Annotated in this window: 13 protein-coding genes; 3 read left to right on the top strand and 10 right to left on the bottom strand. The window is 62.4% G+C overall.

Translation table 11 applies throughout. The features are described from left to right. The first annotated feature begins 83 nt into the window (after positions 1 to 83). Complete coding sequence (locus KQ661_RS18470) at positions 84 to 1,097, top strand: ABC transporter ATP-binding protein (RefSeq protein WP_216727703.1); 1,014 nt, start codon at positions 84 to 86, stop codon at positions 1,095 to 1,097. Here the strand turns inward: KQ661_RS18470 and KQ661_RS18475 are convergent. The 7 genes from KQ661_RS18475 to KQ661_RS18505 form a co-directional block, all read right to left on the bottom strand. Further along, positions 1,087 to 2,124, bottom strand: a complete 1,038-nt coding sequence (locus KQ661_RS18475) for a hypothetical protein (protein ID WP_216726663.1) — start codon at positions 2,122 to 2,124, stop codon at positions 1,087 to 1,089. The two genes, KQ661_RS18470 and KQ661_RS18475, sit on opposite strands and share 11 nt — an antisense overlap. Before the next feature lie 146 nt (positions 2,125 to 2,270). Next, positions 2,271 to 3,026, bottom strand: coding sequence for an SDR family oxidoreductase (locus tag KQ661_RS18480; RefSeq protein WP_216689819.1), 756 nt, complete (start codon positions 3,024 to 3,026; stop codon positions 2,271 to 2,273). 156 nt (positions 3,027 to 3,182) lie between these two features. Then, on the bottom strand, positions 3,183 to 4,262 hold the full coding sequence (locus tag KQ661_RS18485; protein WP_216726664.1) for a phosphotransferase family protein: 1,080 nt from the start codon (positions 4,260 to 4,262) through the stop codon (positions 3,183 to 3,185). 157 nt (positions 4,263 to 4,419) lie between these two features. After that, complete coding sequence (locus KQ661_RS18490; RefSeq protein ID WP_216727704.1) at positions 4,420 to 5,652, bottom strand: acyl-CoA dehydrogenase family protein; 1,233 nt, start codon at positions 5,650 to 5,652, stop codon at positions 4,420 to 4,422. A 72-nt stretch (positions 5,653 to 5,724) separates the two neighbouring features. After that, positions 5,725 to 6,471, bottom strand: a complete 747-nt coding sequence (locus KQ661_RS18495; RefSeq protein ID WP_216689823.1) for an SDR family NAD(P)-dependent oxidoreductase — start codon at positions 6,469 to 6,471, stop codon at positions 5,725 to 5,727. A 129-nt stretch (positions 6,472 to 6,600) separates the two neighbouring features. Continuing rightward, positions 6,601 to 8,418, bottom strand: coding sequence for an acyl-CoA dehydrogenase (locus KQ661_RS18500; RefSeq protein WP_216727705.1), 1,818 nt, complete (start codon positions 8,416 to 8,418; stop codon positions 6,601 to 6,603). A 327-nt stretch (positions 8,419 to 8,745) separates the two neighbouring features. After that, positions 8,746 to 9,300, bottom strand: a complete 555-nt coding sequence (locus tag KQ661_RS18505; protein ID WP_216689827.1) for a Crp/Fnr family transcriptional regulator — start codon at positions 9,298 to 9,300, stop codon at positions 8,746 to 8,748. Between the two features lie 161 nt (positions 9,301 to 9,461). On the opposite strand from KQ661_RS18505, the gene KQ661_RS18510 reads away from it, so the two are divergent. After that, positions 9,462 to 10,400, top strand: a complete 939-nt coding sequence (locus tag KQ661_RS18510; protein ID WP_216727706.1) for a D-2-hydroxyacid dehydrogenase — start codon at positions 9,462 to 9,464, stop codon at positions 10,398 to 10,400. Positions 10,401 to 10,688: 288 nt separating this feature from the next. On the opposite strand, the gene KQ661_RS18515 is transcribed toward KQ661_RS18510, so the two are convergent. After that, positions 10,689 to 11,156, bottom strand: coding sequence for a pectinesterase family protein (locus KQ661_RS18515; protein WP_235727015.1), 468 nt, complete (start codon positions 11,154 to 11,156; stop codon positions 10,689 to 10,691). Positions 11,157 to 11,294: 138 nt separating this feature from the next. Between KQ661_RS18515 and KQ661_RS18520 the strand changes: the two genes are divergently transcribed. After that, entirely contained in the window at positions 11,295 to 11,891 is a 597-nt protein-coding gene (locus KQ661_RS18520; protein ID WP_216727707.1) for a hypothetical protein, read from the top strand. Between the two features lie 62 nt (positions 11,892 to 11,953). On the opposite strand, the gene KQ661_RS18525 is transcribed toward KQ661_RS18520, so the two are convergent. Together KQ661_RS18525 and recN are read right to left on the bottom strand one after the other, a co-directional pair. Then, positions 11,954 to 12,787 (bottom strand): enoyl-ACP reductase FabI, encoded by an 834-nt coding sequence (locus tag KQ661_RS18525; RefSeq protein WP_216726674.1) that lies wholly within the window; start codon positions 12,785 to 12,787, stop codon positions 11,954 to 11,956. Positions 12,788 to 12,894: 107 nt separating this feature from the next. Further along, complete coding sequence (recN, locus tag KQ661_RS18530) at positions 12,895 to 14,580, bottom strand: DNA repair protein RecN (protein ID WP_216726675.1); 1,686 nt, start codon at positions 14,578 to 14,580, stop codon at positions 12,895 to 12,897. Positions 14,581 to 14,644: the final 64 nt, after the last annotated feature.

The raw sequence follows: 14,644 nt of genomic DNA on the forward strand, positions 1-14,644 counted from the left end.
TGACGATGTTTCCCCGCTGCTGGCACGCGTCGCGGACGCGCGCCAGCAGCGGGCAGCGGCCCAGGCCCGTTCTTTGCGGCTGCATGGACATCCTTACCGTCACCAACCTCAGCCTCACCGAAAACGGCTTTACCGCGCTCCAGCCCATCAGCTTCAGCCAAAAGCTAGGGCAAAAGCTGGCGCTGGCCGGCGAAAGCGGAGCCGGCAAAAGCACGCTACTGCAACTGGTGGCCGGCCTTATTCAGCCCACTACTGGCACGGTGCACGCTAACGGCAGCCGGGTGCGCGGGCCGCAGGATGTACTGGTGCCCGGCCACCCCGGCGTAGCCTACCTCTCCCAAAAATCCGATTTGCCGCAATTTCTGCGCGTGGAGCAGGTGCTGCGCTATGCCAACAAGCGCCCCGAAGCTGAGGCGCAGGCCGTGTACGAGCTGTGCCGCATCGCCCACCTGATGCTACGCCGCACCGACCAGCTCTCCGGCGGCGAGCAGCAGCGGGTGGCGCTGGCACGGCTGCTGCTAGGTGCGCCGCGCCTGCTGCTGCTCGATGAGCCGTTCTCGAACCTCGACCGGACGCACAAGCGCCTTTTGCAGAGCATTATCGAGGAATTGGGCACGCGCCTGGGCATCACCTGCCTGCTGGTATCGCACGACGCGGCCGACGTGCTGGGATGGGCCGATGAGGTTCTGGTGCTGCACCGGGGGCGACTGGTGCAGCAGGGCACCCCCCGGCAACTCTACCACCAGCCGGTAGACGAGGCCACGGCGGCCCTGTTTGGCGACTACAACCTGGTGCGCGGCGCGGCCCGGCGGGCGCTGCTGCCGGGGCGGCGCTTCAAAAAAGACACGGCCCTGCTGGTGCGACCCGAGCAGCTACAGCTGCGGCCGGTGGGCAGCGGCGGGGCCCGGGGCACGGTGCAGGCCGTGCGGTTTTTGGGCAGCTACTCGGAAGTGGAATTAACTATTGCAGACCAGCTTGTGCGCGTACGCGTGGCCGCGACTACCCTCCAGCCACGCGATGAAACCAACATTACGATAATGGCGGAGGCGGGCTGGAGTATCCCGCTAACCCCGCCCGGCGCACAGGTCACAATTTGAGCTTGACTTTACCAGGCGCAGCCTTTCCCGATTTCACCGGCTGGTCGGCAAACGCTCCGGGGCGGGCGGCCTGTACTTGCTCGGCGGCTACGCGCTGTAGGAAAACGGCCTCGGTCGGGCTGATGCCAAGCGCCACGGCCGCCTGCTCGGCGGCGCCGAGGGCGCAGGGGTCGCGGCCGGTTATTTCGCCGAACAGCACGCAGGCCGTGAGGTAGGCCCCCCAGTTGCTGGGGTGGTAGTGGTCTTCGGCCCAGAGGTCGATTTTGCCGGGCTCGGGGGCGTAGGGGTTGCGCTGGGCCAAGCCGATTTGCACGGCGCGCAGCCAGGCATCGCCGGCCGGCGCAATGCTTTTGAAGCCCGGATTCTGCGCCAGCAAACCGTAGTAGGCCGCGTGCAGCTCGCGGGCCATTGAGTCGATGGGAAGGCCGCTGAAGGGCGTGCCGGCTGGGTAGCAGAGGTCGGCGCGGGGCCAAGTCTGGAAGAGGAATACGCTGGCGGCGGGGTTGGCGGCGTGCACGGCCTGCTCCAGCCGGGTAGCGTAGTCGCGGAACAGCTCGGGGTGGCCGCCGTGGCGCGGGGGCAGCACCCATTGGCTGTGCTCCTGTAGCACCACAGTGTGCCAGCGCGGCTGCTGAATGATGGGCAGGGCGTGCTCGTAGTGATATTGTAGCGGCCGGGCATTGATTTCCTCGAAGTGGACTTCGTATTTCAGGCTGGCTTCTTCGGTGAATTTCTGGAAGATGCCGGGAATACCGCCCCATACCACGGGCTCGCCGGTGGTGGTTTCACAACGGGGGTGGGTAGCGGGCAGGCCGTAGTTCTCGTCGGTTACGTGGGCGGCGTTGTAAGCCAGTACGGGCTGGTATTTGCCGTGAAAAAAGCTATTACCGACGAATAGAATGGTATTGACGGGTGCCGGTGCGGCCGGAGTGCGAACGGGCCGCCCTTGCGCCCCAGCGGGGGCTGGCATACCCGGGAGCAGGCCCACCAAGGCCACTACCAAGAGCTTACGTAGCGTTTGATTCACAGAGATAGAAGTAAGTAGCAAAGACAACATGCGGCGGCTTGCTCCGAGATGCCAGTCACCGTCCTTTCCTGATGGGTCAGGAATTTGGGCATGCAAGAAACGATTTTTTCAGCAAACCGCCGCAATTTTTTAATTAAATCATTGTATTACAATAGCTTTTGCACCCAGCGCAGCGGCAGCCATTTCATGGCGCGGGCCATCAGGGCCCAGGGCCAGCCGGGCACGAAGGCCTGCACCGGCTCGCGCTCAATGGCTTTCACGAGGGCCCGGCAGCCGGTTTCGGTGTCTACCATGTAGGGTGTGCTTTTCACCTTGGCGTTGATTTCGGAGCGGATATAGCCGGGGTACATAATGCTGACCTTGATGGGCGAGTTCAGCAAATCGGCCCGAATTCCCTCGGTGAGGGCCGAGAGGCCGGCCTTGGTAGCGGCGTAAGTCGTCTGGGCGCGGGGCATGCCGCGCATGGCCGCCACCGACGAAATAGTGACCAAGTGCCCCGCGTTCTGGGCCCGAAAAATCTCCAGCGCCGCCTCGCACTGCGCCAGCGCGGCCACGAAGTTGGTCTGGGCCGTTTGCAGGTTGGCGTGGAAGTAGCCGGTGCCCAGCGAGGCGCCCTTGCCCATGCCGGCATTCACAATGATGCGGTCGATGGTGCCTAGGTCGGCCTGGAAGGCGCGGAAGACTTCAAAAACCTGGTCGTGGTTGTTCACATCGAGAGCGCGCACGAAGATTTTTATGGTCGGATGTGCGGCTTCCAGCTCGGCTTTCAGGGCGTCGAGGCGGTCGGTGCGGCGGGCGCAGAGGGCGAGGTTGCGGCCCATGCGGGCGTATTCGCGGGCCATGCCTTCGCCCAGGCCCGAGCTGGCCCCGGTGATGAGGATGTTGTGGCGGGTGGTGGTCATGTTTTAGGGTGGGAATGAAGATGTGTATTGAACGTCATGTCGAGCGCAGCCGAGACATCTCGCGTGTGGTAGTAATCCAATCGTTGCCACGTCATTGATTTGTGAGAGCACGCGAGATGTCTCGGCTGCGCTCGACATGACGCCCTTTTGGTATCGCTATCTACTCCCACGCATCGCCCGCCGGCAGCGCCAGTGCAGGTAATGCACGAAAATCCAGAAGTTTTTAAATGCCGGATTGCGGGTCTGCTTGTGGTGGTAGCGGTAGTAAATCTGCTGGGCGATGGCCGAGAGCCGAAACAGCCCATACACTTCATAAAAAGCCCAGTTCTCGGGCTGAAAACCGGTTTTCTCGCAGTAGTAGGCCACCACTTCCTGGCGGGTGAGCATGCCGGGCAGGTGCGTGGGCTGGCGGCGGGTGGCCTGGGCCAGGAAATCGTCGTCGGCCTGAACCCAGTAGGCCAGCAGGTTGCCCAGGTCCATGAGGGGGTCGCCGAGAGTGGCCAGCTCCCAATCCAGAATACCCAGAATACGCGTGGGGTCGTCGGCATCAAGCACCACGTTGTCGAACCGAAAATCGTTGTGCGTGATGCAGATGTGCTCCTGCGTTGGCTGGTGCGTCTCCAGCCACTGCATGATGCGTTGGCCGCTGGGCACGTTCCAGGTGCGGGCCTGGGTGTAGCGCTTGCTCCAGCCCGAAATCTGGCGCTGGGTGTAGCCGGTGCCGCTGCTCAGCCCCGCCAGGCCGGCCGCCTTATAATCCACCTGGTGCAGCTCAATCAGCGCATCGAGCACGTTCAGACACAATTGACGCACGGTGGCGGGTGGCAGCTCGAGCCCCCGCGGCAGGTTCTTGCGCGGGATGATGCCGGCCACGCGCTCCATCACATAGAAATCGACGCCGATAATGCTAGTGTCCTCGCAGTAGGCCACCATTGCGGGTACGTAGCCGAAAACAGGTTTCAGGGCCTTTTGCACGCGGTATTCGCGGCCCATGTCGTGGGCCGATTTGGCCTTGGTTCCGGCTGGTGGGCGGCGCAGGATAAGGTCGGCGTTGTCGTATTCGAGGCGGTAGGTCCAGTTCGATGCCCCGCCGGCGTACTGCGTCACGCGCGGCAGCCCGCGCAGGTCGGGGCGCTGCTGCTTCAGCCAGCCATCGACGGCGGTGGCGTCCAGCTCCTCGCCGGGGCGCAGTGGGCCAGCGGTATCGAGGAGGCGGGCGGCGGGATTAGGAGTCATAAAGTCAGGAAAAGATGGAACGTCAAACTCCCCTCCTTACCAAGGAGGGGATGTTTCCGCTGCGCGGAAACAGGGGTGGTTGTGGGCGTTGAACTGTCAGCCGGGGCTTCGTTCAGTTGTCGTTCAACGAGTTCAACCACCCCAATTTCAGCTTCACTCACTCCCGCTTCGCCTTATACTTCGCCAGCTCCACCCGGGCCACCATGGTGCGGTGCACCTCATCGGGCCCGTCGGCCAGGCGCAGGGCGCGGGCCACGGTGAAGAGGGCCGTCAGCGGCACGTCGTGCGACACGCCCGCGCCGCCGTGCATCTGGATGGCCTCGTCTACCACGCGTTGGAGCACATTGGGGGCCACTACTTTAATGGCCGAAATCTCGCTCATGGCCGCTTTCACGCCCTGATTGTCAATTTTCCAGGCGGCAAAAAGAGTCAATAGCCGGGCCTGGTCGATAGCCATGCGCAGGTCGGCCACGCGCTCCAGGTTGCCGCCCAGGTGCAGCAGCGGCTTGCCGAAAGCCGTGCGCGAGAGGCCCCGTTTTATCAGCAGTTCCAGCGCCCGCTCGGCCGCCCCGATGCAGCGCATGCAGTGGTGAATGCGGCCCGGCCCAAGGCGGCCCTGCGCGATGGCGAAGCCCTCGCCCAGGCCGCGCAGCAGGTTGGCGCGGGGCACGCGCACATTCTCAAACCACACTTCGCCGTGGCCATAGGGCGCGTCGTAGTCGCTGAAGGCGGGCAGCATGCGCCGGATGTTCACGCCGGGCGTATCGAGCGGCACCAGCACCATGCTGTGGCGGACGTGGGGCGCGGCTTCGGGGTTTGAGAGGCCCATGAAAATGGCCAGCTTCGCATCGGGGTGGCCCAGGCCAGTGGCCCACCACTTGCGGCCATTGAGCACCAGCTCGTCGCCCTCGGCCCCGATGGTGGCCTGCATGTTGGTGGCGTCGGACGAGGCCACGTCGGGCTCGGTCATGCAGAACACGGAGCGGATTTTGCCGGCCAGCAGCGGCGCAAGCCACTCGGCTTTCTGCGCCTCGCTGCCGAAGTAGTGCAGCACCTCCATGTTGCCGGTATCGGGCGCGTTGCAGTTGAACACGGTGGGCGCGAGGAAGCTGCGGCCGGTTTCTTCGGCAATGGGCGCGTACTCGAGGGTGCTGAGGCCGGCTCCGTGCGCGGCATCGGGCAGGAACAGATTCCAGAGGCCGGCGGCCTTGGCTTTCGTTTTCAGCTCTTCGATGACGGGCAGCACCCGCCAGCTTTGCCAGTCGGGGCCGGGGTTGGCGGCGAGGTTATCGTGGTGGTACTGCTCTTCGATGGGCGCGATGTGCTCGGCCATGAAGGCCTGCACGCGGGCGAGGTAGTCCTGGGTTTTAGGGCTAAGGGCGAAATCCATAGTGTAGCGTGGACTTTTAGTCCGCGAGTAAAGGGTTACGGAATGAGTCGCGGACTAAAAGTCCGCGCTACATCACGAAATCACGCCGCTGTCAATCACCAGCTGGGTGCCGTTGGTATAGCTCGAATCATCCGAAGCCAGGTAGATGAAGGCTTTGGCTACTTCCTCAGCCCGCCCGAGGCGCCTCATGGGGCTGGCCGAAATCATCTGGTTGCGCAACTCCTCGGGGACTTCCTTAATGAGCGGCGTATCGATATAGTACGGGCAGAGGGCATTCACGCGCACGTTGCGGCGGGCAAATTCCTGAGCCGCCACGCGGGTGAGGCCCAGCACGCCGTGCTTCGAAGCCACGTAGGCGCTCAGGCCCGGCGCGCCCTTGAGGCCGGCCAGCGAAGACATGTTCACAATAACGCCGCCGCCCTGCGCCATGAATTGCGCCAGCTCGTACTTCATGCAGGTGAACACACCGGTCAGGTTCACGTTGATGATGCGCTGAAACGATTCCTCACTAGTTTCGAGAAAACTGAAGAACCCCTCGCCGATGCCCGCGTTGTTCAGCGCCACATCGAGCCGGCCGAATGTCGCTACCGTGGCGGCAATGGCCTGCTGAATGTTGGCCGAATCGGTCACGTCGAGCGGAATAAAAACGGCTTCGGCCCCGGCGGCCTGCACTTCAGCCAGCGCGGCGGCGTGGTCGGAGCCGGGCAGGTCGGCGATGACGAGTTTCGCGCCTTCTTCAGCGGCGGCCACAGCAGCGGCGCGGCCAAGGCCCGAGGAGCCGCCGGTAATGAAGACAACCTTGTTTTCGAGTTTTTTCATGGAATGCGAAATAAATCGTTTGTCATCCCGAGCGCAGCGAAGGACCTTATCACGATTGAATGAGTACCACTCAGCCGTGATAAGGTCCTTCGCTGCGCTCAGGATGATAGTTCCGGCCGTATTGACTATCTAAAACCACGCCTCCTGCATGGCCACCGTCACGGCATTGGCCGATTGCAGGCGCTTGGCCAGGCCGGGGGCGTGTACCAGCTCGTATTCGTAGAAATACTGCGCGGCCATGAGCTTGCCGTGGTAGAAATTCTGGTCGTCGGGGTGGGCGGCGGGCAGGGCGGCCTGGGCCACTACTGCCTGCCGCAGCCACTGCCAGGCCACCGTCACCAAGCCGGCCAGCTCCAGGTAGAGGGTGGCATCGGCCAGGAATAGCTCGTGGTCCTGGGCCGCTACGCCCAGCAGATGGCCGGTCACTTGCTGCAAAATGCCCACGTTTTTGGTGAGCTGGACGGCCAGCGGAGCCAACTCGGACACGGCATTGGCGGAGGCAATGGTGGCCTGGATTTCTTCCAGCAGCAGGCCCACGGCCCTGCCGCCGTGCTGGGTAATTTTCCGGCCCAGCAAATCGAGCCCCTGAATACCGGTGGTGCCTTCGTGGATGGGGTGAATGCGCGACTCGCGCCAGAACTGCTCCACCGGAAAATCGGTGGTGTAGCCGGCCCCGCCGTGCACCTGGATGGCGGCGCTGGTGCTCAGCACGCCCATTTCCGAGGGGTAGGTTTTGGCGATGGGCATCAGCAAATCGAGCAGCAGCTCGGCTTTTTCCTTCTCTGCGCCATCGCCTACCCGGGCCACATCCATGTAGTAGCTGCACTGTAATAGCAGGCCCAGCGCGCCTTCCATGGTGGCTTTCTGGAAGAGCAGCATGCGCTTCACATCGGCGTGCCGGATGATGGGCACCTGCGGCTGGGCCACGTCACGGTTGGCGATGGGGCGGCCCTGGGGCCGGGCGCGGGCGTATTCGAGGGCCGCGTAGTAGGCGGCCGTACCGATGGCCGCCGCGCTCACGCCCACAGCCAGCCGGGCCTCGTTCATCATCTGGAACATGTAGCTGAGGCCCTTGTTGGGCTCGCCCACAAGGTAGCCGCGCGTGTCGCCGTCGCCGCCAATCAGGAGGTGGGCAATGGGCGCGCCCTTGCAGCCCAGCTTGTGGTAGATGCCGGCCGTGACCACGTCGTTCGAAACTAATTCGTCGGGTTTTGTGGCCTCGTTGGGCAGCCCGGCCGCCACGCGCTGGCGCGGTACGGCAAAGAGCGAGATGCCCTTGGCCCCCGCTGGTCCGCCTTTAATCTTGGCCAGCATGAGGTGCACCACGTTGTCGCAGGCATCATGGTCGCCGGAGGAAATATAGATTTTCTGCCCCCGAATCCGGTAGTAGCCATCCTCCGTGGGTTCGGCCGAGGTACTGATGTCGGAGAGGGAGCTGCCGGCGTCGGGCTCGGTGAGGGCCATGGTGCCCTGCCAGCGGCCGGCGTACATGTGCGGCGTGAAGGCAGCCGTGAGCTCGGGCGTAGCGAAGCTACGGAGTAGATTGGCCGCGCCCAGTGTGAGGAAGGGCGGCACGCTGGCCGAATAGTTGGTGGCCTGCATGGCAAACACGGCCGCGTTGTACACGGTGCCGGGCAGCTGCTGGCCACCTTCCTCGTACGAAAACAGGGCGTTTATCCAGCCATCCTGGCCGAAGCGGTGCACGATGTTCTTCACGCCGGGATGCACCCGAATGGTGCCATCCACGAGCTGCGGCTCCTGGCGGTCGAGCTCGGTGAGCAGGGGGCGCAGGAGCTGGTCGGCAAACTGGCCGGCGGTATCAAGCACCAGGTCGATGGAGCCGCGGTCGTGGTCCTGAAAGTACGGGAAGCGGTTCAGGCTTTCAACGTGCAATACTTCGTGGAGCTGAAACGCGAGGTCGCGGCGGGAATAGGCTTGCTTGGCCATTAGGACTAAGGGGTTGGGTGGGAAGAGAGCGCGGGTAAAAGTACCCAGTTCCGGCAGCGGCCCCAATGACCTAGGTTAAGAAATGCGCAATCCCCAGGCTGCCGCTGGCTGCCGCTGGCTGCCGCTGGCTGCCGCTGGCTGCCGCTGGCTGCCGCTGGCGTGCGTCTGCGACGCGTGCCGACTGGGTGCGAGCCTGCGGCTCGGGTACAGAGCCGGCAGAACAGCGCAATTGCGAGTCGTTCGCAGCACGAGTCACAGACCCGAGTCCAGCCGGCACGCGTCGCAGACGCGCGCCAACCAATACCCAGTCCTCAGCCAAGGCCACACTCACAGCTGCGCCCGCATGCGGCTCAGGCTTTCCGGCTTCACACCCAGGTACGTAGCAATATGCCGCTGCGGCACCTGCTGAATCAGCTCGGGGTTCTGGCGCATCAGGGCGAGGTAGCGGGTGCGCAGGTCGTCCATCTGGAAGGCCCGGAGGCGCTCGGTGAGGCCACACACCAGGTTTTCGTTGATGCGGCGGCCCAGGCGCTCGATGGGCGGCACCCGGCGGAACAGGCGGTTGAGGTCGGGAATGAGGATTTCGTGGGCCTGCACGTCGGTCAGGCATTCGAAATACAGCTCGGTGGGTACCTGGGCCACAATGCTCAGGGTATCGAAACAGAAGGAATCGGCCCCATAGAAGGCGCTGGTGATGTCTTCGCCGCGCACAAGGCGGTAGGCACGGGCCAGCCCGGTTTCGATGAAATAGAGCCGGTCGGGCGGCGGACCGGGGTGGAACAGCTCGGTGCCTTTACGGAAAGTGCAGGGCTGGATAAGCGTCATGGTTTGTTCCAGCTCGGCATCGGTGAGGTGGGCGTGCTGGTGCAGGTAGGCGCGCATGAGCAGAGGAAACGGGCGGAATACGCAAAAAAACGGGCAAATACGGCTGGTCGGGCCGCTTCTTTGCGAAAAGTACGCCGCCTGGGCAGCAACTTTGTCCATCGGCCCGTTTCTGGGGCTCACGCTTGTCAACTGCTTGCGGCCGTGCCGGCTGCTCCGCCATGAATCTTTTCGTTTATTCGCCCCTCAGCCCCTCCGCCCGCGCTTACCTGCACCAGCAGCTTCCGGCCGAGGTCAACGTCACGTTCTGCCACGACGTAGCCCCCGAAGACCAGTTTCCCGCCTTCCAGGAGGCCGAGGTGCTGCTCGGCAACCCGCCGCCCGTGTGGCTAGCGGCTGGCACCTCGCCTCTGCTGCGCTTCTGGCAAATTGACTCGGCCGGCTTCGAACGCTACCGCCACCTGCACCTGAATGTGCCAGTAGCGAATATGGGCGACTTTTTCGCCTGGCCCTGCGCCGAAACCATGGTAGGTGGCCTGTTGGCCCTCTACCGCCACCTGGGCGAGCTGGCCGTGCTGCAAGCCGAGAAAAAATGGGTGGGCGGGGCCTACGTGCGCAACCGCTCGGGCCTGCTGCGCGGCAAGCGCGTGGTGGTGCTGGGCGCCGGGGCTATTGCCCTGGCCGTGCAGCAGCAACTCAGCGGTTTCGAGTGCCCTGTGCAGCTGCTGGCCCGCACCCACCCCAAGGCGCAGCTTCGCTCCAAAGAAGACCTGAAAGCCGCCCTGCCCGAAACCGACATCGTGATAAACACTCTGCCGGGCAGCGCCGAGGGCTTTTTCTCGGCCGAGCTGCTGGATGCCATGCGCCCGGGCAGCATCTACGCCAGTGTGGGCCGTGGCAACACCACCGACGAGCCCGCCCTCATCAAGCTGCTGCAAGCCGGCTACCTCGGCGGGGCCGTGCTCGACGTGACCGCCGTGGAGCCCCTGCCCGCCGACAATCCGCTCTGGGCCCTGCCCAACGTGCTACTTACCCAGCACACCGGCGGCGGCCAGCACCACGAGGACGAAAGCAAAGTCGATGTGCTGCTGCGCAACCTGGAGCGCCTGCGCCACAGCCAGCCACTGGAGAATCTGGTGGATTTGAGCCGGGGGTATTGAGTAGACTTGTTTCCGAATAAGAAGTAGTCAAAGATTTTAGCCGATTGTGACGCCTGAATGGTCTTTTTGGTTTAGCCAAGCCCGTATCCTTGGATTCTTTGAGCAGCCCCCGTTTCTGGTGCCAAATACGGCTTGGAAAATCACCGTTCTCTTATTGAGGAACAAGTCTAGTGACTAACAGAACGTCATGCTGAGCGCAGCCGAAGCATCTCGCGTGCTACCACTAATCATTTCAGATAGATTACTCCCACACGCGAGATGCTTCGGCTGCGCTCAGCATGACCGTTCTTAGTTCTTCACGGCTGCCACGGCACCTCGGCCGCGAAAATGGCCTTCAGCGTGTACTGCTTTGCTTCCTTCGCCGTGAGCTGGTATGCCCACGGCGCCCGGCCCGGTGGAACGGTACTCGGCGAAATAGGCCGTCTTTTCATTCGCCGGGTTCTTCCAGTTATCCCAGCCAGCGGGCGTGATGTGGGCGCCCATTTCGGTGTTCAGGTACACCACTTTGGCATTGGGCCGCCAGGGCCAGCCGAGGTGCACCTTCTTCGCCAGAGCGGTATCGGCCGTCAGCTTGCAATTCAGAAATACGAAGCCGAAGGGCTGCTGCTCGGGCGTGGACGCGGCGGTGATGAACGAGTTTTTCTTGCTCTTGATGATGGAGTTGTTTAGAAAGTCACAAAAGGTACTCAAACGGTCATGCAGCGCGCAGCGAAGCATCTTGCTCGCCTCGTTGAACGGGCCTGAGGATGCGAGCATGATGCTTCGCTGCGCGCTGCATGACCGTTCGGGGACTTTCTAAACAGCTTCAATGTCAGCCAACGCCGGTATGCTACGGCGGGCCGCTCAACTATTGTCCGGCTTGCCGCAGACGAAAGAACCATAGAATGCCTGCTCGTGGCCTATCCGCTGGCCGAAATCAGCCTGACCAGCGGGGTTCGCTACGCGCCATTCGGGGCCTCCGTGAAGCTGTATGGCAACCGGCTGGTGCGGCTGCCCCTCGCCGCCACCATCGGCTACCAAACCAATTTTGGCCGCAACCACGCCTTGGCGGCGAGGCTGGAGCTGCCGCCCCTCTGGCAGCGCCGCGTCACCATCTCAGAAGCGCTCGACTACCAGTATTTACAAGCCGTGCCCGCCGCTATCCGCTTTCATAGCTACTCGGCTACATTGAGCATCGGTGGTTTCCGACCCATGAAGGCATTACCCAAAACAACGCTACTGCTGGGTGGCGGGTACGCACAATATCAGCCGCTGGATTCCGACGAAACCGCTCGGAGCACCGGCTACAGCTTCGGCCTGCTGAATTATTATTATCCATGGCCTCTTTTCAACCTGGTGAGCACCGTGAAAGCGACCCGCTGGCCGGACTACTGGCAATGGCAGGCGCGCCTCACGCACCCTTTCGGCCGCGATTTTCAGGCGGGCGTGGTATTCGACCACCTTCGGCGCTACACCGAAGTATCGGTGCTTGTCATCCACGCTTTTTACTAATGCCCCCAAACGCAGGAAGCCCGACCAAACGGCCGGGCTCTGCTATTCAAAATCAATCAACTCTACTCTTCCGAAACGCCGGCTGCCTTGGTCATCATGTCCACAATCTCGGCCGAGATGCCGGTGGTGCTGAAGCCGCCGTCGTGCATCAGGTTCTGCATGGTCACGTAGCGCGTGAGGTCCGAGAAAAGCGAGATGCAGTAGTCGGCGCAGGCTTCGGCCGGGGCGTTGCCCAGCGGCGACATCATGTCGGCGAAGTTGTAGAAGGCATCGAAGCCGGTGATGCCGGTGCCGGCCGTGGTTTTGGTGGGCGACTGCGACACGGTGTTCACGCGCACCTTTTTCAGCTTGCCGAAACGCTGGCCGTAGCTGCGGGCAATGCTTTCGAGCATGGCCTTGGCCTGCGTCATGTCGGTGTAGTCGAGGAAGGCACGCTGGGCGGCGATGTAGCTCAGCGCCACGATGCTGCCCCACTCGTTCATGGCATCCTGCTTCTCGGCCACGGCCATCATCTTATGGAACGACATGGCCGACACGTCAATCGTCTGATTGAAGAATTTGTAGTCCAGCTCGCCGTAGTGCTTCTTTTTGCGGATGTTGGCACTCATGCCAATGCTGTGTAGGACGAAGTCAATCTTGCCACCCAGCTGCTCCTGCGCGCCCGAAAACAGCGCCTCCAGCTCCTCGGTCGAAGTAGCATCGGCCGGGATAATGGGCGCGTTGCACTCCTCGCTCAGCTTGTTGATTTCGCCCATGCGCATGGCCAGCGGCGCGTTGGTGAGTACGAAGCGCGCCCCTTCGGCGTGCGCCCGTTGGGCCACTTTCCAGGCAATGGAATGTTCGTTGAGCGCGCCGGAAATGATGCCGACTTTGCCGGCGAGGAGGTTGTTGGCCATGAGGGGAAATGGTGAGTTGGTGAGTTAATGAATAGCCCGCCGCCCGGGCGTTGGGCGCAAACACGCGGCAAGTTAGCAAATACCCTTGCCTCGCACCCACCAACTCACTATTTCACCACCTCACCACTCACCGTTTCGCCCCGCAGCGCCAGCAACTCGCGGGCGCTTTGGAAAGCATTTTCGCTGGGCTTAGCTCCCGCAATCATGTGCGCAATTTCCTTAATGCGGTCGTCCTGGCTCAGCTCGCGGATACGACTAACAGTGCGGTCGGCGCGGTCTTCTTTGTACACGAAGTAGTGCACATCGCCGGCCGCCGCCATCTGCGGCAGGTGCGAAATGGCCACGAGCTGGTGCTTCTGCGCCATCTGCTGCATCATGCGGCCCACCTTCACCGCGATTTCGCCGCTGATGCCGGTGTCAATTTCGTCAAAAACAATGGTCGGCAACGCCGTTTTATCGGCCAGCATGTACTTGATGCACAGCATCAGGCGCGAAAATTCGCCACCCGAAGCAGCCTTGCTCAGCGTCTGGGGTTGCGCGCCTTTGTTGGCCGTGAAGAGGATGCTCACCACGTCTATGCCGCTGGTAGCCGGCGCACCGGTGCTGTGCTGCACCACGATGCGGGCGTGCGGCATGCCCAAGTCGGCCAGCAATAGCCCCAGCTGCTTCTCAAAGTGCGGGAACGACTTGCGCCGGCTCTCCGACAGCTTGTTGCCCTGCTTGGTTACGGCGGCTAGCGCGGCATCGGAATCCTTGCGCAGGCGGGCAATTTCCTTGTCGAGGCTCAGCACGGAGCTTACCTTCTGGCGCAGGTCGTCGCGCACGGCGATGAGTGCGGGCAGGTCGCGGGCCTGGTGCTTGCGCTGGAGAGTGTAGAGCACGTTCAGACGGTCCTGGAGCTCCTCGGCGCGGGCGGGGTCGCCTTCAGTGCGGCGCTCGGCAGTTTCTACCTCGTCGGCAATGTCGTGCAGCTCAATCAGGCAGGAACTCAGGCGCTCGCGCAGGTCGCGGAAGTTATCGGCGTAGCTCGCTACCTGCCCCAGCAGACCCACAGCTTCCTTGAGGTTGCCGGTGGCGCAGGTTTCGCTGTCGCGCAGGCCGTGCAGCGCCTGGCTTAGCTTGTACTTAATTTCCTCGGCGTGCTCCAGCTGCTTTATCTCCTGCTCTAGCGCGTCCTGGTCTTCATTGTCGAGGCGGGATTCTTCCAGCTCATTCAGCAGGAAACTATTGTAATCCAGCTCCTTACTAGCCTGAGCGGCCTGACCTTCCAGCGCCTGCAGGTCGGTTTCGAGCTTGCGGTACTGCCGGAAAGCGTGGCTGTACATGGTGCGCTGCGGCACCAGCCCGGCGTACAAATCCAGCAAATTCAACTGGAAAATCCCATCGCCCAGCAGCAGCGTATCGTGCTGCGAGTGAATATCCATCAGATTCGCCCCGATTTTCCGTAGGGCTTCCAGCGTCACCGGTGTGTCGTTCACAAAGGCGCGCGACTTGCCGTTAGGGCTGATTTCGCGCCGCAAAATGCAGTGCGAATCATAGTCCAGGTCTTCGGCCTCAAAAATGTCCTGCAAGTGGTAGTTGGCAATATCGAACTGCCCCTCAATCACACACTTGCGCTCGGTATTGAAGAGCATACGCGAATCGGCCCGGTTGCCCAGCAGCAGACCAATAGCGCCCAGCATAATGGATTTACCGGCCCCGGTTTCACCCGTAATAATGTTCAGCAATGGCGACGGACGCAGCTCCAGCTGCTCAATCAGCGCGTAGTTATTAATCCGTAAATCGACGAGCATAAAGCCTTTAGAACGTCCTGCTGAGCTTGTCGAAGCCTCTCACTGCAATAGCAATTAGCTACTG

This window comes from Hymenobacter siberiensis (assembly GCF_018967845.1).
Lineage (GTDB): Bacteria > Bacteroidota > Bacteroidia > Cytophagales > Hymenobacteraceae > Hymenobacter > Hymenobacter siberiensis.